This is a genomic window from Vescimonas fastidiosa (assembly GCF_018326305.1).
Lineage (GTDB): Bacteria > Bacillota > Clostridia > Oscillospirales > Oscillospiraceae > Vescimonas > Vescimonas fastidiosa.
The window spans coordinates 475273-493361 of record NZ_AP023416.1 but is presented as its reverse complement, the minus strand read 5'-3'; the positions used below and the strand labels follow the sequence as shown (position 1 = coordinate 493361).

Annotated in this window: 31 protein-coding genes; all 31 read right to left on the bottom strand. The window is 58.2% G+C overall.

Features of this window, described 5'->3' with window-relative positions; all coding sequences use genetic code 11:
- Nucleotides 1–4 precede the first annotated feature (4 nt).
- Nucleotides 5–223 carry a translation initiation factor IF-1 gene (gene infA, locus KI236_RS09605; RefSeq protein WP_021858709.1) on the bottom strand — a complete coding sequence of 73 codons (219 nt, stop codon included), beginning with the start codon at nucleotides 221–223 and terminating at the stop codon, nucleotides 5–7.
- 1 nt (nucleotide 224) lies between these two features.
- Entirely contained in the window at nucleotides 225–512 is a 288-nt protein-coding gene (locus tag KI236_RS09600; RefSeq protein WP_212821488.1) for a KOW domain-containing RNA-binding protein, read from the bottom strand.
- Between the two features lie 3 nt (nucleotides 513–515).
- Nucleotides 516–1277, bottom strand: a complete 762-nt coding sequence (map, locus tag KI236_RS09595; protein ID WP_212821486.1) for a type I methionyl aminopeptidase — start codon at nucleotides 1275–1277, stop codon at nucleotides 516–518.
- Between the two features lie 3 nt (nucleotides 1278–1280).
- Nucleotides 1281–1913, bottom strand: a complete 633-nt coding sequence (locus tag KI236_RS09590) for an adenylate kinase (protein WP_212821484.1) — start codon at nucleotides 1911–1913, stop codon at nucleotides 1281–1283.
- Between the two features lie 11 nt (nucleotides 1914–1924).
- The gene (gene secY, locus KI236_RS09585) at nucleotides 1925–3208 is read right to left on the bottom strand and encodes a preprotein translocase subunit SecY (RefSeq protein ID WP_212821481.1); all 1284 of its coding nucleotides are present in this window, start codon (nucleotides 3206–3208) and stop codon (nucleotides 1925–1927) included.
- A 1-nt stretch (nucleotide 3209) separates the two neighbouring features.
- Nucleotides 3210–3650, bottom strand: a complete 441-nt coding sequence (rplO, locus tag KI236_RS09580) for a 50S ribosomal protein L15 (protein ID WP_212821479.1) — start codon at nucleotides 3648–3650, stop codon at nucleotides 3210–3212.
- Nucleotides 3651–3664: 14 nt separating this feature from the next.
- Complete coding sequence (gene rpmD, locus KI236_RS09575; RefSeq protein WP_212821477.1) at nucleotides 3665–3847, bottom strand: 50S ribosomal protein L30; 183 nt, start codon at nucleotides 3845–3847, stop codon at nucleotides 3665–3667.
- A gap of 15 nt (nucleotides 3848–3862) precedes the next feature.
- Nucleotides 3863–4363 (bottom strand): 30S ribosomal protein S5, encoded by a 501-nt coding sequence (rpsE, locus tag KI236_RS09570; protein WP_212821475.1) that lies wholly within the window; start codon nucleotides 4361–4363, stop codon nucleotides 3863–3865.
- A 19-nt stretch (nucleotides 4364–4382) separates the two neighbouring features.
- Complete coding sequence (gene rplR, locus KI236_RS09565; protein ID WP_212821473.1) at nucleotides 4383–4742, bottom strand: 50S ribosomal protein L18; 360 nt, start codon at nucleotides 4740–4742, stop codon at nucleotides 4383–4385.
- Between the two features lie 14 nt (nucleotides 4743–4756).
- Entirely contained in the window at nucleotides 4757–5302 is a 546-nt protein-coding gene (gene rplF, locus KI236_RS09560) for a 50S ribosomal protein L6 (protein WP_212821471.1), read from the bottom strand.
- Between the two features lie 15 nt (nucleotides 5303–5317).
- A complete protein-coding gene (rpsH, locus tag KI236_RS09555; protein ID WP_212821469.1) occupies nucleotides 5318–5716 on the bottom strand; it encodes a 30S ribosomal protein S8 in 399 nt (132 codons plus the stop codon).
- Nucleotides 5717–6022: 306 nt separating this feature from the next.
- Nucleotides 6023–6208, bottom strand: a complete 186-nt coding sequence (locus KI236_RS09550; RefSeq protein WP_022177242.1) for a type Z 30S ribosomal protein S14 — start codon at nucleotides 6206–6208, stop codon at nucleotides 6023–6025.
- 16 nt (nucleotides 6209–6224) lie between these two features.
- Entirely contained in the window at nucleotides 6225–6764 is a 540-nt protein-coding gene (gene rplE / locus KI236_RS09545) for a 50S ribosomal protein L5 (RefSeq protein WP_212821467.1), read from the bottom strand.
- A gap of 18 nt (nucleotides 6765–6782) precedes the next feature.
- Nucleotides 6783–7097, bottom strand: a complete 315-nt coding sequence (gene rplX / locus KI236_RS09540) for a 50S ribosomal protein L24 (protein WP_212821465.1) — start codon at nucleotides 7095–7097, stop codon at nucleotides 6783–6785.
- A 15-nt stretch (nucleotides 7098–7112) separates the two neighbouring features.
- Nucleotides 7113–7481, bottom strand: a complete 369-nt coding sequence (gene rplN / locus KI236_RS09535; protein ID WP_212821463.1) for a 50S ribosomal protein L14 — start codon at nucleotides 7479–7481, stop codon at nucleotides 7113–7115.
- A 14-nt stretch (nucleotides 7482–7495) separates the two neighbouring features.
- Nucleotides 7496–7759, bottom strand: coding sequence for a 30S ribosomal protein S17 (gene rpsQ / locus KI236_RS09530; RefSeq protein WP_212821461.1), 264 nt, complete (start codon nucleotides 7757–7759; stop codon nucleotides 7496–7498).
- A gap of 1 nt (nucleotide 7760) precedes the next feature.
- Nucleotides 7761–7952 (bottom strand): 50S ribosomal protein L29, encoded by a 192-nt coding sequence (gene rpmC, locus KI236_RS09525; protein WP_212821458.1) that lies wholly within the window; start codon nucleotides 7950–7952, stop codon nucleotides 7761–7763.
- Nucleotide 7953: 1 nt separating this feature from the next.
- Nucleotides 7954–8388 (bottom strand): 50S ribosomal protein L16, encoded by a 435-nt coding sequence (gene rplP / locus KI236_RS09520; RefSeq protein WP_212821456.1) that lies wholly within the window; start codon nucleotides 8386–8388, stop codon nucleotides 7954–7956.
- Complete coding sequence (rpsC, locus tag KI236_RS09515; protein ID WP_212821453.1) at nucleotides 8388–9221, bottom strand: 30S ribosomal protein S3; 834 nt, start codon at nucleotides 9219–9221, stop codon at nucleotides 8388–8390. Before rpsC ends, rplP begins: the two co-directional genes overlap by 1 nt.
- 17 nt (nucleotides 9222–9238) lie before the next feature.
- Nucleotides 9239–9574 carry a 50S ribosomal protein L22 gene (gene rplV / locus KI236_RS09510; protein WP_212821450.1) on the bottom strand — a complete coding sequence of 112 codons (336 nt, stop codon included), beginning with the start codon at nucleotides 9572–9574 and terminating at the stop codon, nucleotides 9239–9241.
- Between the two features lie 20 nt (nucleotides 9575–9594).
- On the bottom strand, nucleotides 9595–9858 hold the full coding sequence (gene rpsS / locus KI236_RS09505; protein WP_212821448.1) for a 30S ribosomal protein S19: 264 nt from the start codon (nucleotides 9856–9858) through the stop codon (nucleotides 9595–9597).
- A gap of 15 nt (nucleotides 9859–9873) precedes the next feature.
- Complete coding sequence (rplB, locus tag KI236_RS09500) at nucleotides 9874–10710, bottom strand: 50S ribosomal protein L2 (protein ID WP_212821446.1); 837 nt, start codon at nucleotides 10708–10710, stop codon at nucleotides 9874–9876.
- 20 nt (nucleotides 10711–10730) lie between these two features.
- Nucleotides 10731–11027 (bottom strand): 50S ribosomal protein L23, encoded by a 297-nt coding sequence (rplW, locus tag KI236_RS09495; RefSeq protein ID WP_212821445.1) that lies wholly within the window; start codon nucleotides 11025–11027, stop codon nucleotides 10731–10733.
- Complete coding sequence (gene rplD / locus KI236_RS09490; RefSeq protein WP_212821444.1) at nucleotides 11027–11650, bottom strand: 50S ribosomal protein L4; 624 nt, start codon at nucleotides 11648–11650, stop codon at nucleotides 11027–11029. Before rplD ends, rplW begins: the two co-directional genes overlap by 1 nt.
- Nucleotides 11651–11669: 19 nt before the next feature.
- Nucleotides 11670–12389 carry a 50S ribosomal protein L3 gene (gene rplC / locus KI236_RS09485; RefSeq protein ID WP_212821443.1) on the bottom strand — a complete coding sequence of 240 codons (720 nt, stop codon included), beginning with the start codon at nucleotides 12387–12389 and terminating at the stop codon, nucleotides 11670–11672.
- Between the two features lie 192 nt (nucleotides 12390–12581).
- On the bottom strand, nucleotides 12582–12890 hold the full coding sequence (rpsJ, locus tag KI236_RS09480) for a 30S ribosomal protein S10 (RefSeq protein ID WP_212821442.1): 309 nt from the start codon (nucleotides 12888–12890) through the stop codon (nucleotides 12582–12584).
- Nucleotides 12891–13278: 388 nt separating this feature from the next.
- Nucleotides 13279–13500 (bottom strand): helix-turn-helix domain-containing protein, encoded by a 222-nt coding sequence (locus KI236_RS09475; RefSeq protein WP_212821441.1) that lies wholly within the window; start codon nucleotides 13498–13500, stop codon nucleotides 13279–13281.
- Nucleotides 13501–13755: 255 nt separating this feature from the next.
- Complete coding sequence (gene proS / locus KI236_RS09470; RefSeq protein WP_212821440.1) at nucleotides 13756–15195, bottom strand: proline--tRNA ligase; 1440 nt, start codon at nucleotides 15193–15195, stop codon at nucleotides 13756–13758.
- 109 nt (nucleotides 15196–15304) lie between these two features.
- On the bottom strand, nucleotides 15305–16300 hold the full coding sequence (locus KI236_RS09465; protein WP_212821439.1) for an asparaginase: 996 nt from the start codon (nucleotides 16298–16300) through the stop codon (nucleotides 15305–15307).
- A 215-nt stretch (nucleotides 16301–16515) separates the two neighbouring features.
- Nucleotides 16516–17595 (bottom strand): metallophosphoesterase family protein, encoded by a 1080-nt coding sequence (locus tag KI236_RS09460; protein WP_212821437.1) that lies wholly within the window; start codon nucleotides 17593–17595, stop codon nucleotides 16516–16518.
- On the bottom strand, nucleotides 17592–18080 hold the full coding sequence (locus tag KI236_RS09455; protein WP_212821436.1) for a YbaK/EbsC family protein: 489 nt from the start codon (nucleotides 18078–18080) through the stop codon (nucleotides 17592–17594). The genes KI236_RS09460 and KI236_RS09455 overlap by 4 nt, the downstream gene beginning before the upstream one ends.
- Between the last annotated feature and the right edge of the window lie 9 nt (nucleotides 18081–18089).

Here is an 18089-nt window from a genome sequence, read left to right as displayed (position 1 = left end):
CCTCCTACTTACTACGCCAGGTAATCCGGCCCCGAGTCAAATCGTAAGGAGACATTTCCACTGTCACCTTGTCACCGGGCAAGATCCTGATGAAATTCATTCTGAGCTTTCCGGAAATATGCGCTAATATGGTGTGTCCATTTCCAATGTCTACCTGGAATGTGGTGTTGGGCAGGGATTCGACCACTACGCCTTCCACTTCGATCATATCGGATTTTGCCAAGCTATAATCCCTCCTGGTCTTGATTACCGCTGCCTGTGCAGGCAGCTAAGGCTTTACGAAGCTCACTATTTGTGATTTTTTCGCTGCTCCTGATCTTCTCGGCAACGACGCTGTGGCTCTCGCCCACAAAGGAAACATGCTTGCGCTTTTTCCTCTTGGGGCTTTCTACCCGGCGGCGCTTACCGTCTGCCAGCAGGAGAAACTCCTCCTGGGTATCCAGCACGAAGAAGAGGTCCCCTTCGTCCCGTCCGGCAGTGGATTTTACGATGTTGGATTTGACAATGTCCATAGCTTACACCAATGACTCTGCGGGATCCGTCAGAAGCTCCGGGTCGCCGGCTGTGATCAGGATGGTGTTTTCATAGTGGGCGGCATACTTGCCATCGGCGGTTTTCACCGTCCAGCCGTCAGGCATTTGCTTGATGGCGGCGGTGCCTGCGTTGACCATGGGTTCTACGGCCAGGGTCATGCCCCGCAGAAGGCGGGGGCCGTGACCGGGCTTGCCGTAATTGGGCACCTCAGGCGCTTCGTGCATATTCCGGCCAATGCCGTGGCCCACATATTCGCGCACCACGGAATAGCCGTTTGCCTCCACAAAGGTCTGCACTGCATGGGATATATCCGACAGGCGGTAGCCCTCCCGAGCGAACTTCAGGCCCTCAAAGAAGGAGTCCTGAGTCACGCGGATAAGGCGCAGGGCTTCGTCGGACACCTGGCCGCAGGGGTAGGTGCCGGCGCAGTCGCCATGGTAGCCGCCGATGTATGCACCCACATCCACGCTGACAATGTCACCCTCCCGCAGCACCCGTTTGCCGGGGATGCCGTGGATGATCTCATCGTTGACGCTGATGCATACACTGGCCGGATAACCGTTGTAGTGCAGGAAGGAGGGGATAGCCCCCTGCTCCCGGATAAAGTGGAACACTGCCTTGTCAATTTGTTGGGTTGTTACGCCGGGCTTTACCATTTCCCGAGCCAAGGCCCGGGCAGCCGCGGTAATTTTTCCCGCCAGGCGCATCGCTTCGATCTCGTGAGCTGACTTTAGGGTGATCATAGCTTATCTCCCCAGTGCTTCCAAGATCGCCTGCGTCGTACCGGCCACAGTGGACTGGTCCTCCACAGTTTTCAGAATCCCCCGGGCCTCGTAGAAACCCTTGAGCGGTTCTGTTTCTTTATGATAAACCGCCAGACGGTCACGGACCGTCTCGGGGTTATCATCCTTACGCTGCACGAGCTTGCCGCCGCACACATCGCACACGCCGTCCTTTTTGGGAGGTATGTTTACAATGTGATAGCTGGCGCCGCAGTTCTCGCAGACCCGTCTGCCGCCCATACGGGCGACGATCTTTTCATCGGGAATTTCGATGGCTACCACAGCGTCGAAGCTGATGCCGGCCTGCTCCATGGCCTCGGCCTGGGCGATGGTGCGGGGCACGCCGTCCAGAATATAACCATTGGCGCAGTCGGCCTCCTGCAGGCGCTCATTGATGATGCCGATGATGACCTCATCCGGCACCAGCTTGCCTGCGTCCATGTACTCTTTGGCCTTGAGACCGGTGGGAGTGCCGTTTTTCACAGCTGCACGCAGAATGTTACCCGTGGATATGGTGGGGATATTCAGCTTGACCTTGAGAATGTCAGCCTGGGTCCCCTTACCGGCACCCGGGGCACCTAATAGGATCAGTTTCATAAAAACACCTCTTATTCCAAGAAGCCCTTATACTGACGCATCAGCATCTGGGACTCCAGAGCCTGTACGGTCTCCAACGCAACACCCACCACGATGATGACGGAGGTGCCGCCGATGGACAGAGCGGCATTGTTGACAGCCTTGCCGATGATGAGGGGCAGGATAGCCACAATACCCAGATAGATGGCGCCAAACAGCGTGACCTTATTGAGGACCTTCTTGATGAAGTCTGCGGTGGGCTTGCCGGGCCGGAAGCCGGGGATGAAGCCGCCGTTTTTCTTCAGGTTGTTGGAGATCTCAATGGGGTTGAACTGGATGGTGGAATAGAAATAGCTGAAGCCGATGATCATCACGAAGTAGAAGATCATATACAGCACAGACTTGGTATCGATGGCGTTCAGGAAGCTATACCAGAAGGTTCCCTTCTCAGGCTGCTTGCAGAAAGCGGCGATGGTGGAGGGGATCATGGCGATAGACTGCGCAAAGATGATGGGCAGAACGCCGGACATATTCACCTTCATGGGGAGGGTGGATGCCTGGCCGCCATACATCTTACGACCCACCTGGCGCTTGGCATACTGCACCGGGATGCGGCGCTCGGCGCCGTTGACCCAGGTGATCAGCACGATCAGAGCCAGGATACCGATAACCACCAGCACGGCGGCCCACCACTGGAGGCTGCCTGTCTGCAGACCGGAGATCATGGAGGAGACCATGGCCGGCACGCGGGACAGAATGCCTGCGAACAGGATGATGGAGATGCCGTTGCCGATACCGAACTCGGTGATCTGCTCGCCCATCCACATAACGAAGGAGGAGCCGGCGATGAAGGAGGCAATGATGACCAACGCGGCCCAGACGCCGGTATTGGTAAGGATGCCGTAGTTCTTCATCAGCATATAGTAGCCCCAGCCCTGCAGGATGGCGATGGCCACAGTAGCATAGCGGGTAATGGACTGGATCTTCTTCTTGCCCTCCTCGCCGCCATCACGGGCCAGACGCTCCAGGGCCGGAATGGCGATGGTCAGCAGCTGGATGATGATGGAGCTGTTGATGTAGGGCTGAACACCCAGTGCAAAGACAGTTGCCTCGGCAAAGGCGCCGCCGGACATGACATTGTACAGGCCCAGGACGGTGGTGCTGAGCTGATTGATGTAATCATTCAGCAGGGTGGTGTCCACATAGGGCACCGGGATAGCATTGCCGATGCGGAAGATCAGAAGGATCAGTGCGGTGAAGATGATTTTCTTGCGAAGTTCGGGAATGCCCCATGCCTTGCGAATCGTCTGAATCACCTTAGATCACCTCTGCCTTTCCTCCTGCTGCTTCGATCGCATCCTTAGCAGCCTGAGAGAAAGCAGCGGCCTGCACGGTCACCTTCTTGGTAACGGTGCCGTTACCGAGAACCTTGACGCCATACTCGCACTTGCTCAGGATGCCCTTGGCCAGCAGAGCTTCTGCGTTCACAGTCTCGCCGTCCTCGAACTTGTTCAGAGCGGACAGGTTGATGATCTCCAGGGGCTTGGCGAAAATGTTGTTGAATCCGCGCTTGGGAATGCGGCGGGCCAGAGGCATCTGACCGCCTTCAAAGCCGATGCGGGTGCCGCCGCCGGAGCGGGCCTTCTGGCCCTTGTGGCCACGGCCGGCAGTCTTACCGTTGCCGGAGCCGGCACCGCGACCCTTGCGGTAGGCCTCCTTGGTGGAGCCGACTGCGGGGGACAGTTCATTGAGTTTCATCCTCTCGCACCTCCTTATTCTACTTCGGTGACCTGGAGCAGATAGCCGATCTTGGCGATCTTGCCCTTGGTCTGAGCGTTATCGGGCTGAACGGTGGTGTCACCGATCTTACGCAGGCCCATGGAATGAGCAGTAGCAATGTGCTTTTCCAGGCGGCCATTGAGGCTCTTGACGAGCTTGATATTCAGATTAGCCATTTTTCAAACTCCTCCTTAGCCCACGATCTCGTCCACGCTCTTGCCGCGGGTTCTGGCAACTTCCTCGGGAGTGCGCAGAGCCTTCAGGCCCTCGAAGGTGGCGGCGACAACATTGACTGCGGTATTGGAGCGCAGGCACTTGGTACGAATATCCTTCACGCCGGCTGCTTCCATAATGATACGCACGGGACCGCCGGCGATAACGCCGGTACCGGGTGCGGCGGGCTTCATCAGCACGCGGCCTGCCCCTGCCTCACCGGTAACCTCGTGAGGGATGGTGCTGCCGGACAGAGAAACCTGAATCATGTTCTTCTTAGCATCCTCAATGCCCTTGCGAATGGCCTCGGGAACCTCGGCGGCCTTGCCCAGGCCGTAACCGACCTTGCCCTTGCCGTCGCCCACGACCATGAGAGCGGAGAACTTCATGACACGACCGCCCTTAACCGTCTTGGATACACGGTTGGTAGCAACTACTTTTTCGATATACTCGCTTTGTTCTCTTTCAAATCTTGCCATTGTCAGTTATCCTCCTCTCTTAGAATTCCAGGCCGCCCTCGCGGGCACCCTCGGCCAGCTCGGCCACGCGACCGTGGTACACATAGCCGCCGCGGTCAAACACGACAGTATCGATACCCTTGGCCTTGCAGCGCTCGGCAACCAGCTTGCCCACGGCACGGGCTGCGGTCTTATTGCCGCCGTTGCCCTCGATGGCCTTATCCAGAGAGGACGCGGAGACCAGGGTGTTCCCGGCCACATCGTCGATCACCTGGGCATAGATGTTCTTTTCGCTGCGGAAAACATTCAGACGGGGTCTCTCGGCGGTGCCGAAAACCTTAGCGCGCACTCTCTTGTGGCGCTTGAGACGCTGAGCGTTGGTATTGGGTCTTTTAATCATATCGGCACACCTCCTTACTTCTTAGCGCCGGTCTTACCGACCTTGCGGCGGATGACTTCATCGACATACTTAATGCCCTTGCCCTTATAAGGCTCGGGAGGACGCTTCTCGCGGACTTCGGCAGCGAACTGACCGACCTTCTGCTTATCGGCGCCGTGGATGACGACCTTGTTCTGCGCGGGGACCTCGATGGTAATGCCATCGATCTCGGGCACAATGACCTGGTGGGAATAGCCCAGGTTCATAACCAGCTCGTTGCCCTTCTTCTCGGCGCGGTAACCGACGCCGTTGATCTCCAGCTCCTTCTTGAAGCCTTCGCTGACGCCAACGACCATGTTGTGCAGCAGAGCGCGGGTCATGCCGTGCAGAGCGCAGTGAGCCTTGTCGTCGGTGGGGCGCTTAACATGAATGATGTTGCCCTCCTGCTCCAGGATCATCTCGGGATGCAGCGTCTGCACCAGAGTGCCCTTGGGGCCCTTAACGGTGACAACATTGCCCGCAGCAATGGAGACCTCCACACCGGCGGGGACGGTAATGGGCATTCTACCAATTCTCGACATTGTTCAAATACCTCCTTACCAAACGAATGCCAGGACTTCACCGCCGACATGAGCTGCGCGAGCAGCCTTATCGGTCATGACGCCCTTGGAAGTGGATACGATTGCGATGCCAAGGCCGCGGAGAACGCGGGGCAGCTCGTCGGTGCCGACATACACACGCAGGCCGGGCTTGGAAACACGACGCAGACCGGTGATGACCTTCTCCTTGCCGGCGTTGTACTTCAGGGTGATGTGAATGGTGCCCTGGGTACCGTCGTCGATGACCTGGTAGGCCTTGATGTAGCCCTCGTCCAGCAGGATCTGAGCGATGCTCTTCTTCATGTTGGAAGCGGGGACATCCACGGTCTCATGCTTGGCATTGTTTGCGTTGCGGATACGGGTGAGCATATCGGCAACAGGATCAGTGATGTGCATAATGGGTTATCCTCCTAATTTAGAGTTACAGGAAATCTTCCTGTTGAGGCAGCGAGGTATCACTGCTAATTTAGCGCACCGGAAGCCGATGTTTAATTAACAGTGACCTTTCGCCATCCTTTTATTGCCAGAGCGTCACCTACGCTCTTGGACACGGTTTTGCGGAGAACATTCTCACGCAGGACGCTGCTCTCCTATTATAAAGAGCAGTATCGGAGTTGGAATTTTTTTCGTCAGACGAGGCGGCAAGGCGAAGGCGTACTTTGTGTACGCCGAGCCGAGCCAACGAAGTATGGCGGAAAAAATTTACCAGGAAGCTTTGCGGACACCGGGGATCTCGCCCTTGTAAGCCAGCGTGCGGAAGCAGACACGGCACACGCCGTAGTCACGCAGATAGGCGTGGGGGCGGCCGCACAGCTTGCAGCGGTTGTACTTACGGGTGGAGAACTTAGCGGGAGCCTGCTGCTTCAGGATCATAGACTTCTTTGCCATTTTTTTCTCCTCCTAATCAGCGTTCAAAGGGAGCGCCGACCAGAGTCAGCAGCTCGCGGGCCTCTTCGTCGCTCTGCGCAGTGGTGCAGATGACGATGTCCATACCACGGATCTTGTCGATCTTATCGTACTCGATCTCGGGGAAGATCAGCTGCTCCTTGACGCCCAGGGCATAGTTGCCGCGGCCGTCAAAGGCGTTGGCGCTGATGCCGCGGAAGTCACGCACACGGGGCAGAGCCACATTGAACAGACGATCCAGGAACTCCCACATCTTGTCGCCCCGCAGGGTGACCTTGGCGCCCACGGGCATACCTTCACGGAGCTTGAAGTTTGCAACGGACTTCTTGGCGATGGTCACGATGGCCTTCTGGCCGGTGATCTGGCCCAGGTCCTTGCAGACAGCTTCCAGAACTTTGGGATTTTCACGGGCTTCGCCGCAGCCGACATTCACGACCACCTTGTCGATCTTGGGGATCTGCATGGTGGACTTGTAGCCGAACTTCTTGAAGAGAGCGGGAGCCACTTCTTCGGTATACTTTACTTTCAGTCGTGCCATTTTTACCTCTCTCCTTTCTTACAGCTCAGCGCCGCACTTCTTGCAGACGCGGACCTTCTTGCCGTCGGTGACCTTGTAGGCCACGCGGGTGCCCTTGTCGCACTTGGGGCAGACGACCTGCACCTTGCTGGCATAGATGGCAGCCTCACGCTTCACGATGCCGCCCTCCTCGCCCTGCTTGCGGGGCTTGATGTGGCAGGTGACCATGTTGATGCCTTCCACGACGACCTTGGCCTCGCTGGGCACGGTGCCCAGAACCTTGCCGGTCTTGCCCTTGTCCTTGCCGGACAGGACAACGACCTTGTCGTTCTTTTTGATTTTCAGACTATTCATTTCTTCGGCCCCTCCTTAAACTACTTCGGGAGCCAGGGACAGGATCTTCATGTAGTCCTTGTCACGCAGCTCGCGGGCAACGGGCCCAAAGATACGGGTACCTCTGGGGTTTTTGTCGTCCTTGATGAGGACGGCGGCGTTTTCATCAAAGCGGACATAGGTGCCGTCGGCACGGCGAACGCCCTTGGCGCTGCGAACGATGACAGCCTTGACGACCTCGCCCTTCTTAACCTGGCCACCGGGGGTAGACTTGCGCACGGAAGCGACGATGACATCGCCGATGTTGCCGTACTTGCGCTTGGAACCGCCCAGGACACGGATGCACTTAATCTCCTTGGCGCCGGTATTATCGGCAACCTTCAGATAAGACTCTTGCTGAATCATTCTCGGTTACCTCCTTACTTAGCCTTCTCAACGATCTCGACCACGCGCCAACGCTTGTCCTTGGACAGGGGGCGGGTCTCCATCACCTTAACAATATCGCCTACGCCGCAGGTGTTCTCCTCATCGTGGGCCTTCAGCTTATAGGTGCGGCCAACGATCTTCTTATACAGAGGGTGAGCGACACGATCCTCAATGGCCACGACCACGGTCTTGTCCATCTTGTCGGAAACTACCTTGCCAACTCTGACCTTGCGGGAGGAAACTCTCTTTTCTTCCATATTACTTCTCCTCCTTTTCACGGATAACGGTCTTCACCCGGGCGATGTCACGCTTGGTTTCAGCGATTTTGAGAGGATTGTCCAGCTGATTGGTTGCGTGCTGCATACGCAGGAAGAACAGATCCTTCTTCAGGGAGTCGAGCTTTTCATTGAGCTGCTCAACGCTCATAGTACGCACTTCAGTTGCCTTCATCTCATTCACCTACTTCCTGGGCTGCGATGTCCTCGCGCTTGAGGATCTTGGTCTTGATGGGCAGCTTGTGGCTGGCCAGACGCAGAGCCTCGCGGGCGACATCTTCGGAAACACCGGCGATCTCAAACATGACACGGCCGGGCTTAACAACGGCTACCCAATACTCGGGAGAGCCTTTACCGGAACCCATACGGGTCTCAGCGGGCTTCTCGGTAACGGGCTTATCGGGGAAGATCTTGATCCACACCTGACCGCCACGCTTGGTATAACGGGTCATGGCGATACGGGCGGCTTCGATCTGGTTGCTGGTGATCCATGCGGGCTCCAGCGCTACGAGGCCAAATTCACCGTAGGTGATCTTGTTGCCTCTGGTGGCCTTGCCGGTGAGGCGGCCACGGTGTACTCTGCGGTACTTAACTCTCTTGGGCAGAAGCATTACTGAGCGCCTCCTTCTTTCTTTTCTGCGGGTTTGCGGAAACCACCCTGGGGACGGCTGCCGTTACGGTCGCGGTTGAAGCCACCGTTCTGACCGTCACGACGGAAGCCACCACGACGGTCGCCGTCACGGCGGCCACGGCGCTCACGGCGCTCCTGGTAGGGCTTGCTGGTGTCCAGGGTACGGGGGGTGGTGCGCAGAGCCTGGCTCAGCACCTCACCCTTGTAGATCCACACCTTCACGCCGATGCGGCCAAAGGTGGTGGCAGCCTCAGCGAAGCCGTAGTCAATGTCGGCACGCAGGGTCTGCAGGGGAATGGTACCCTCGTGATAGTGCTCGCTGCCGGCGATCTCACGGCCACCCAGGCGGCCGGAGCAGTTGCACTTGATGCCCTTGGCACCGGCGCGCATGGCGCGGCCCATGGCATTCTTCATGGCGCGGCGGTGAGAAATACGCTTCTCCAGCTGAGCGGCGATGTTCTCGGCCACAAGCTGGGCGTCCATATCGGGGTTGCGGACCTCGACGATGTTCAGCTTCACGGTCTTGCCGATGAGCTTCTCAACGCTCTTGCGATACTCCTCGATCTGCGTGCCGCCCTTGCCGATGACCACGCCGGGACGGGCCACATGCAGGTAAATGGTAACGACCTCGCTGCTGCGCTCGATCTCGATCTTGGAGACACCGGCTGCATACAGGAGCTTCTTCAGGTACACGCGGATCTTGTGATCCTCTACCAGGAGGTCGCCTACCTTCTCATTGCTGGCATACCAACGGGAATCCCAGTCTTTGATGACGCCCACGCGGAAGCCGTGGGGATTAATTTTCTGTCCCATAAAACTGTCTCCCTCCCTTACTCTTTCTCAGCGACGGCCAGCGTCACATGAGAGGTTCTCTTGTTGATGCGATAAGCACGGCCCTGGGCCCGGGGCATCATTCTCTTGAGAATGGGGCCGGGAGTGGCGAACACCTGGGTGACCACCAGCTTTTCAGGATCCATGTTGAAGTTGTTTTCTGCGTTGGCGCAGGCGCTCTTGAGCAGCTTCACCAGGGGCTCGGAGGCCGCCTTGGGGGTCTGCATCAGAATGGCCATGGCCGTCTTGGCATCCTTGCCGCGGATCAGATCGCAGACGATCTGGACCTTGCGGGGAGAGATGCGGACATATCTCAAATAGGCTTTAGCTTCCATTGTATTCTGCATCCTCCTTCTTACTTAGACTTTGCGTGGCCGCGGAAAGTGCGGGTGGGAGCGAACTCACCCAGCTTGTGACCCACCATATCCTCCTGGATATATACGGGCACATGGCGGCGGCCATCATGCACTGCGATGGTGTGACCCACGAATGCGGGGAAGATGGTGGAGCTGCGGCTCCAGGTCTTCAGCACATTCTTCTCGCCCTTTGCGTTCATCTCTTCGACCCGCTTGAGAAGCTCCGGGGCAACATACGGGCCTTTTTTAATAGATCTGCTCATATTCTCTTGCCTCCCTTACTTCACATTACGACGCTTGACAATGAACTTGTCGGTGGGGTTCTTCTTCTTGCGGGTCTTGTAACCCATAGCAGGCTTGCCCCAAGGAGTGACAGGGCCGGGACGACCCACGGGGGACTTACCTTCACCACCGCCGTGGGGGTGGTCGCAGGGGTTCATGACGGAGCCGCGGACGGTGGGACGCCAACCCATGTGGCGCTTGCGGCCGGCCTTACCGATCTGCACATTCTCGTGCTCCAGGTTACCCACCTGGCCGATGCAGGCCTTGCAGTTGGTGCGGATGATGCGCACCTCGCCGGAGGGCATACGGACCTGGGCGTTGTCGCCCTCCTTAGCCATCAGCTGGGCATAGGCACCGGCGGAGCGAACCAGCTGGGCGCCGCGGCCGGGATGCATCTCGATGTTGTGAATGACAGTACCAACGGGGATGTTGGCGATGGGCAGGCAGTTGCCGGGCTTAATGTCGGCAGCGGCGGAGGAGAGGACCTTGTCCCCGGCCTTCAGGCCCACGGGAGCGATGATGTAACGCTTCTCGCCATCCTCATACTGCACCAGCGCGATGTTGGCGCTGCGGTTGGGATCGTACTCCAGCTGCAGGACGGTGGCTTCCATGTCCATCTTGTCGCGCTTGAAGTCGATGATACGGTACTTGCGCTTCTCGCCGCCGCCGCGATGACGGACGGTGATGCGGCCATAGCTATTGCGACCAGCATTCTTCTTCAGGACCTCGGTCAGGCTTGCCTCGGGCTTGGCGTGCTTGTTGATGCCGTCGAAGCCGTTGACAGTCATGTGTCTGCGGGAGGGTGTGGTCGGCTTAAAGGTTTTAATAGACATTCTTTACACTCCTTCCGTTATCAGACCATACCTTCGAAGAACTCGATGGTCTTGGAATCCTTGGTCAGCTGGACATAAGCTTTCTTCCAGCTCTTGCGCTTGCCGGGACGGCCGGCGCCCAGGCGCTTGGCCTTGCCATCGTAGTTGATGGTGTTGACCTTTGCCACCTTCACGCCGAAGATCTTCTCCACGGCGTCCTTGATCTCGATCTTGCCGGCGGTGGGAGCTACCTCGAAGACATACTTCTTCTCGCCGGTAGCAGCCATGGAGCGCTCGGTGATGATGGGACGAATAATGATGTCGTATACGGTTGCCATTATGCGAACACCTCCTCGATTACTGCGAGGGCTTCCTTGTCGATGACCAGGTACTTGGCCTTGAGAATATCATAGACATTGATCAGGTTGGCCATAGCGGTCTCCACGCCGGGGATGTTGCGGGCGGACTTAACGATGATCTCATCCTTGGCAGGAGTGACCACCAGAGCCTTGCCCTCTGCCTTAACGGCGCCCAGGAAGGTGCGGAAGTCCTTGGTCTTGATAGCGTCCATCTTGATGGAATCCACCACGATGATCTCGCCTGCGGCTGCCTTGGCGGACAGAGCAGACTTCATAGCCAGTCTCTTGACCTTCTTATTCAGGACATAAGAATAGCTGCGGGGCTTGGGGGCAAACACGATGCCGCCGTGGGTCCACTGGGGCGCACGGGTGCTGCCCTGACGGGCGTGACCGGTGCCCTTCTGACGCCAGGGCTTCTTGCCGCCGCCGGAAACTTCAGCACGGGTCAGAGCGCTCTGGGTACCCTGTCTGCAGTTTGCCAGGTGATTTTTCACCACTTCGTGAACGACGCACGCATTGGGCTCGATGCCAAAGATGCTGTCCTTCAGCTCCACGGTACCGACTTCTGCGCCGGCCATGTTCAAAACTTTAATAGTAGACATTGTTCAAGCACTCCTTTCCTTACTTATTACGCGCAGAGGCCTTCTGGGGATTGCGGCCGGAAGCCTTCTGCGGGTTGTTGCTGATACCGGCCTCCACATTCTTGACGCGGTGGGTCTTGACGGTGCTCTTGATGAGAACCAGGCCGCCCTTGGGGCCGGGCACGGCACCGCGAACAGCGATGAGATTCAGGTCAGCGTCCACCTTCACCACATCCAGGTTCTGGACGGTGACGGTATCGCAGCCCATCTGACCGGCGCCGATGTGGCCCTTGAAGATACGGCTGGGATCGGTGGTGGAGCCCATGGAGCCGGCATGACGATGGACGGGGCCGCCGCCGTGGCTCATGGGGGTGCGCTGTGCGCCGTGGCGCTTGATGGGACCCTGGTAGCCGTGGCCCTTGCTGGTGCCGGTCACATCCACAAAGTCGCCCTCCTTGAAGGTGTCGGCCTTGACGATGTCACCGATGTTCAGCTCGGCGGCGTTTTCCAGGTTAAACTCGCGCAGGTACTTCTTGGGGGCCACGCCAGCCTTGTTCAGGTGGCCCATTTCGGGCTTGGTCAGCTTCCGCTCGGGAACATCCTCAAAGCCCAGCTGGACAGACTCATAGCCTTCCTTCTCGGAAGTCTTCTTCTGAACGACGGTGCAGGGACCCGCCTCGATAACAGTGACGGGAATGACCTTGCCGTTTTCGTCGAAGATCTGAGACATGCCAACTTTCTTGCCGATGATTGCTTTCATGTATGATCCTCCTTAAAGGTTATTGGTCGGCATAGTTCAGTCTGCATTGGGTACAGGCCGCTTGCTCTGCCGACTTAACCCCGCCCGTCTCACGCAAGTCGACGGACGATGGGCTTGCAAGCAATGATAAATGGTTTTGCGCACTCCGGCGCAGGGGTCAATTTGAGATGCGCTATATTATATAAGGTATAATTACAGCTTGATCTCGATTTCCACACCCGCGGGCAGATCCAGGTCCATCAGGGCCTCCACGGTCTTGGGGTTGGAATTGGTGATGTCGATCAGTCTCTTGTGGGTGCGGCGCTCGAACTGCTCGCGGCTGTCCTTATACTTGTGGGTAGCGCGCAGGATGGTGACGATCTCCTTCTTGGTGGGCAGAGGGATGGGGCCGGACACGGTGGCGCCGTTGCGCTTAGCGGTCTCCACGATCTGCTCAGCGGACTTGTCGATGACCTGGTGGTCATAGGCCTTCAGGCGAATGCGAATCATTTCTTTTGCCATTTGGTTTGTTCCTCCATTTTTCGTACGGTTTGTGTTTTGCGAGGGCCGCGTTCCGTACGGCGAGAAGAATTTCTATACGCTCACCCGTGCGTATCATTCCGACTCATAAGAAACACCGGCACGAACTCCGGCCGGTGTCACTCTGGCACAGCGATCTACGCTGGCGTAGAGGTTCTTCTCAGCCGCCCGATTATCGGACATACTCCCCGAAAGTTACCTCCTTGCGGAGCAATCTCCCGGTTCATCGCATTTGTAAACGCTCCCGGGTGTGCAGCACCCATGATGCGCGTACCTGCTTATAATATAGGAAAACCCCCTTTTTGTCAAGGGGGTTTTCGTCTCATTTTTATAAAATTTTGAAATATTTTTGTAAGGGGTGCCGAAATTTTTACCGAGGCCGTTTCAGCCCCTCCGGCAGACCCAAAATGTAGTCCGCGCTGACCTCATACAGCAGGCAAAGCGCCCGTAAATGCCGCACGGGCAGCTCGTTTATGCCCTTTTCATACCGGGCATACACCTGCTGCGTAGTCCCCAGCGCCGCCGCCACCTGCGCCTGGGTCAAGTCGCTGTCCTCTCGCAGCTCCCGCAAAATTTCCGTATAGTCAGCCATAGCGTTGTTTCGCCCCCATCCTGTAAAGACCGGCGCGGAAATTTATCCGCGCCGGTCAGCTTATTCGCAAAAAGCCTCGCAGAGTTCGCGTCCGCAGACGCGAAAAAATTAAATCATTTTTCACCGCGACATGCGCGTGGGGAAAAATACCTCTCAGACTGCAAGTGTGGAATTTTTGCGCCCAGAGCAAAAATTATGCGCGCAGCAGGCTGCAAGCCTTTTGGCAGAAAAATCAAAGATTTTTCGCCAGGTGTCTTAATACGCCACGCCCCAGTAAATGTCTGTGGTACATTCCTTGCCGCACACAGGGCATTTGCCGGTGGTGCCGGACTGCTTCAGGGGCATGCAGCGGCTGGAAACACCGGCCTTTTCCTTCATAGCCAGCTCACACTCCAGGCTGCCGCACCACTTGGTCCGGGCAAAGCCGCCCTTGCCCTGGGCCATCTCCTTGACCTCCTCCCAGGTGGTGAAGTCAAAGGTATTGTCCTCCAGGTTCTTCTCGGCCATAGCGTAGAGGTTATCGTGGATGTCCTGCAGCAGAGACTGCACGGCGCTCTCCAGGTCAGACAGGGGCACGAAGGTCTTTTCGCCGGTATCACGGCGGGCTACGCAGCACTGCTGCTTTTCCATATCCTTGGGGCCGATCTCCACCCGCAGGGGCACGCCCTTCATCTCGTACTGGGCGAACTTCCAGCCGGGGGACTGCTCACTATCGTCCATTTTCACCCGCAGGCCCAGCTTCTCCAGCCGGTCCCGCAGCGCCGCAGCGGCATCCAATACGCCGGGCTTGTGCTGGGCGATGGGCAGAACGATCACCTGAATGGGTGCCACCGCCGGGGGCAGGACCAGACCGTTATTGTCGGAATGGGTCATGATGCAGGCGCCGATGAGGCGGGTGGTGGTGCCCCAGGAAGTCTGGAAGGGGTACTGCAGCTTATTGTCCCGGCCCGTAAAGGTCACATCGTAGGCCCGGGAGAACTTGTCGCCGAAGTAGTGGCTGGTGCCGGACTGGAGGGCCTTATGGTCCTTCATCATGGCCTCGATGGTGTAGGTGGCCTCGGCCCCGGCGAACTTCTCCTTCTCGGTCTTGCGGCCCTTGACCACAGGCATAGCCAGAGCATCCCGGCAGAAGTCGGCGTAGCAGTTCAGCTGCTGCTCGGTCTCGGCAATGGCCTCCTCCGCCGTCTCGTGGATGGTATGGCCCTCCTGCCACCAGAACTCACGGGAGCGCAGGAAGGGACGGGTGGTTTTTTCCCACCGGATGACGGAGCACCACTGGTTATAGAGCATGGGCAGCTCCCGGTAGCTCTGGAGCACATTGTGCCAGTGGTCACAGAACATGGTCTCGGAGGTGGGCCGGAAGGCCAGGCGCTCCTCCAGCTTCTCGCTGCCGCCGTGGGTGACCCAGGCCACCTCCGGGGCAAAGCCCTCTACCAGCTCCCCCTCCTTTTTCAGCAGGCTCTCCGGGATCAGCACGGGCATAGCCACATTCACATGGCCGGTTTTCTTAAACATTCCGTCCATGATGCGCTGAATATTTTCCCAAATGGCATAGCCGTAGGGCCGCAGGATCATAAAACCCTTGACGGAGGCGTAATCCACCAGCTCCGCTTTCAGGCAAATATCGGTGTACCACTTGGCGAAGTCCACCTCCATGGGGGTGATGGCTTCCACATTTCTCTGGTCTTTAGCCATGATGTATCTCCTAACTTTTTCTATAAAATAATTTTCAAAAAGATGTATTCTAACTAAATATTGTATCGCGCAGGGCGCGGATTGTCAAGGCCGCAGCCAGCCCCGGTTTTCAGCTTTGGGTGAGAATATCCCAGGCCACCGGGCGGTTAAACAGCGCCCGTACCTGCTCAAATTCCCGGGTCTGCCCCAGGATCCACATGAGCTTGCACACAGCGGCCTCGGTGGTCATGTCGAAGGCCTCCAGCAGGTGCAGGGTGTTTTTCAGGTGTCCGCCCACATGGTACACCGACAGGTCGCTGCCCTCGTTGGGTACCTGGGTGGTCATCACCACGATCTTGCCCTGCTCCACCGCCCGCTGCACCAGGGGATAAAACTCCTCCCCGGGATACTCCGGCAGGCCGCCCACGCCGAAGCTCTCCACCACGATGCCGTCATAGCGCTCCATCATAAACTCCACCAGCTCCCGCTTGGTGCCGGGGATCAGCTTCAGCAGGCCCACATTTTCGCAAAGCTTATCATAGAAAACGGGCCGGGGCAGGCTCTCCGTGCGGATATATTGGAGCAGTCTCTCATCCTGCAGCACCGCCAGATCCGGGTAGTTGACGCTGGAAAAAGCCTGAAAGCTCTTGGAAAAGGTCTTTCGCGCCCGGGTACCTAAAATCACCTTGCCGTTAAAGACGATCTGCACGCCCCCGCAGCCCCGGCAGGCGTAGAGAAAGGCGTCCGTCAGGTTGCGCTTGGAGTCCGTGCCGTCGAACCAAATGGGCTTTTGGGCCCCGGTGAGGACGATGGGCTTGGCGCTGCCCTGGACCAGGTAGCTCAGGGCCGCCGCCGTATAGGCCATGGTATCGGTGCCATGGCTGATAACGAAGCCGTCGTAGGCATCGTAGCTTTTGCGCAGGAGGTCCGCCACGCCCAGCCAGTCCGCGGGGCGGATATTGGTGCTGTCCAGGTTATAAAGCTGGAGGCAGTCTACCCGGCAGAACTTCCCGATGTCCGGGATGAATTCCAGCAGCTGCTCCGTGTTCAGCTCCGGGGCCAGGCCCTCGGCGGTCATCTCCGAGGCGATGGTGCCTCCGGTGCCGACCATGAGAATCTTCTTCATACACACCTCTTATAACGCAGCTTTTCAAAAAGCCTCGCAGAGTTTGCCGCCCGCAGGCGGCAAAAAATTCAAATCATTTTTCACCGCGACATGCGCGTGGGGAAAAATACCTCTCAGACTGCCAGTGTGGAATTTTGCCGCTATGCGGCAAAATTATGCGCGCAGCAGGCTGCAAACCCCTTGGCAGAAAAAACGAAGTTTTTTCGCCAGGTTATTTAGTCTCTATTGTCCAGGGCCGCCAGGCCGAAGCGCACCGCCAGGAGGATCTCCTTCTTCTCTTCCTCCGATGCCCCATCGTAGCGCCCCCGCAGCTCCTGCAGGAAAAGCCCCCGCAGAGAGTCCTCTCCGCACCGAGCCCAAATATCCTCCTCCGGATAGGTCTCATCAGAAAAGGTCAGGGCCGCGCAAAGGCCCGTCAGCTCCTCCTCCAGAGCCCCCAGGGAGAAATCCTCCCGTCGGGCGCCGGTGAGCAAAACCCGGCATACATCGCCCCCGCAGCCGGGTCCCAAGGCCCGGCGCACAGCCTCCGCCGGGTCCCGGTCCGTAATATCCGCCGTGACGCTCAGGTAGCGCCGCCGGGCAAAGGGGATAAAGTCCAGGTCGGCGCCCTTTTCAGTCACCTCGCCGAACAGGAAGCCCTTGTCCCCGGTCTCGTCAAAGCCCCGGCCGGGCAGGCAGCCGGGATAGGCGTAGGCGGTAGCCCCTGCCCGCTGCACGCCGCCAAAGCGGTGAACATGACCCAGGGCCAGATAGGTAAGGCCGGTTTTTTCTATTTCCGCCGGGGGAATGGGGCGATACCGGCTCTCCCCCGCCGTTACCTCACCGTGGAGAACACCCAGGCGAATGGGGGCATCGTCTCCGCCGAAGGCCGCACCATCCAGGCCCGTGCGCTCCTCGGCGGCGGTGAAGGCCGCCCCGGTAACAGAGGCGTTCAGCTCCGGCAAGGCTACCGTCCGGGCCGTCGGGGCGGTGAAAATATGCACATTTTCCGGCCAGGCTACGGTGTCATAGCTGCTGCCGGGGGCGTAAAAATCATGGTTGCCCGGGGCCAGAAAAATCTTGCCCCGAAAGCGCCCCAGAGCCAGGGCCAAGGTCTGGGCCGTCTGACTGTAAAGCCGGTCGGAGTCGAAAAGGTCTCCGGCCAGCAGCATCACATCGGCTCCATGGTCGTTGCCCCAGTCCACCAGGCGGCGCACCGTGGTGCGGCTCTCCTCCCGGCACAGAGCAGCCTCCCGGTCGCTGAGACCGGCAAAGGCGCTGTCTAAGTGCAGGTCGGCCGCGTGCAGGAGCTTCATGCCTGCTCCTCCTGCCAGCCCTTACACACATCCACCCACTCCACGAAGTTCGCGCCGCAGCAGCGCTCCAGCTCGTCGCAGGTAAGCTCAATAGCCGAGGCGGCACTGCCCACGGCAGGGAACACCGTGTCAAACCGCTTCAGCGACACATCCAAATAGGTCTTTACATCCTCCGGCAGGGCAAAGGGGCACACCCCGCCCACCGCATGGCCGATGCGCTCCACCGCCTCCTCGGGGGTAAGCATCTTGGCCTTGGTGTGGAAGAAATGCTTATACTTGCTGTTATCCACCTTGGCGTCCCCGGCGGCCACCACCAGGATGGGCGTCTCGTCCACCTTAAAGCTCAGGGTCTTGGCAATACGGGCCGGCTCCACGCCCACAGCCACCGCCGCCAGCTCCACCGTGGCGCTGGACACGGTGAACTCCTGCATTCTCTCGGCCATGCCGTAGCCCTTCAAATATTCTCTCACCTTTTCAACGGACATAATTTTTCC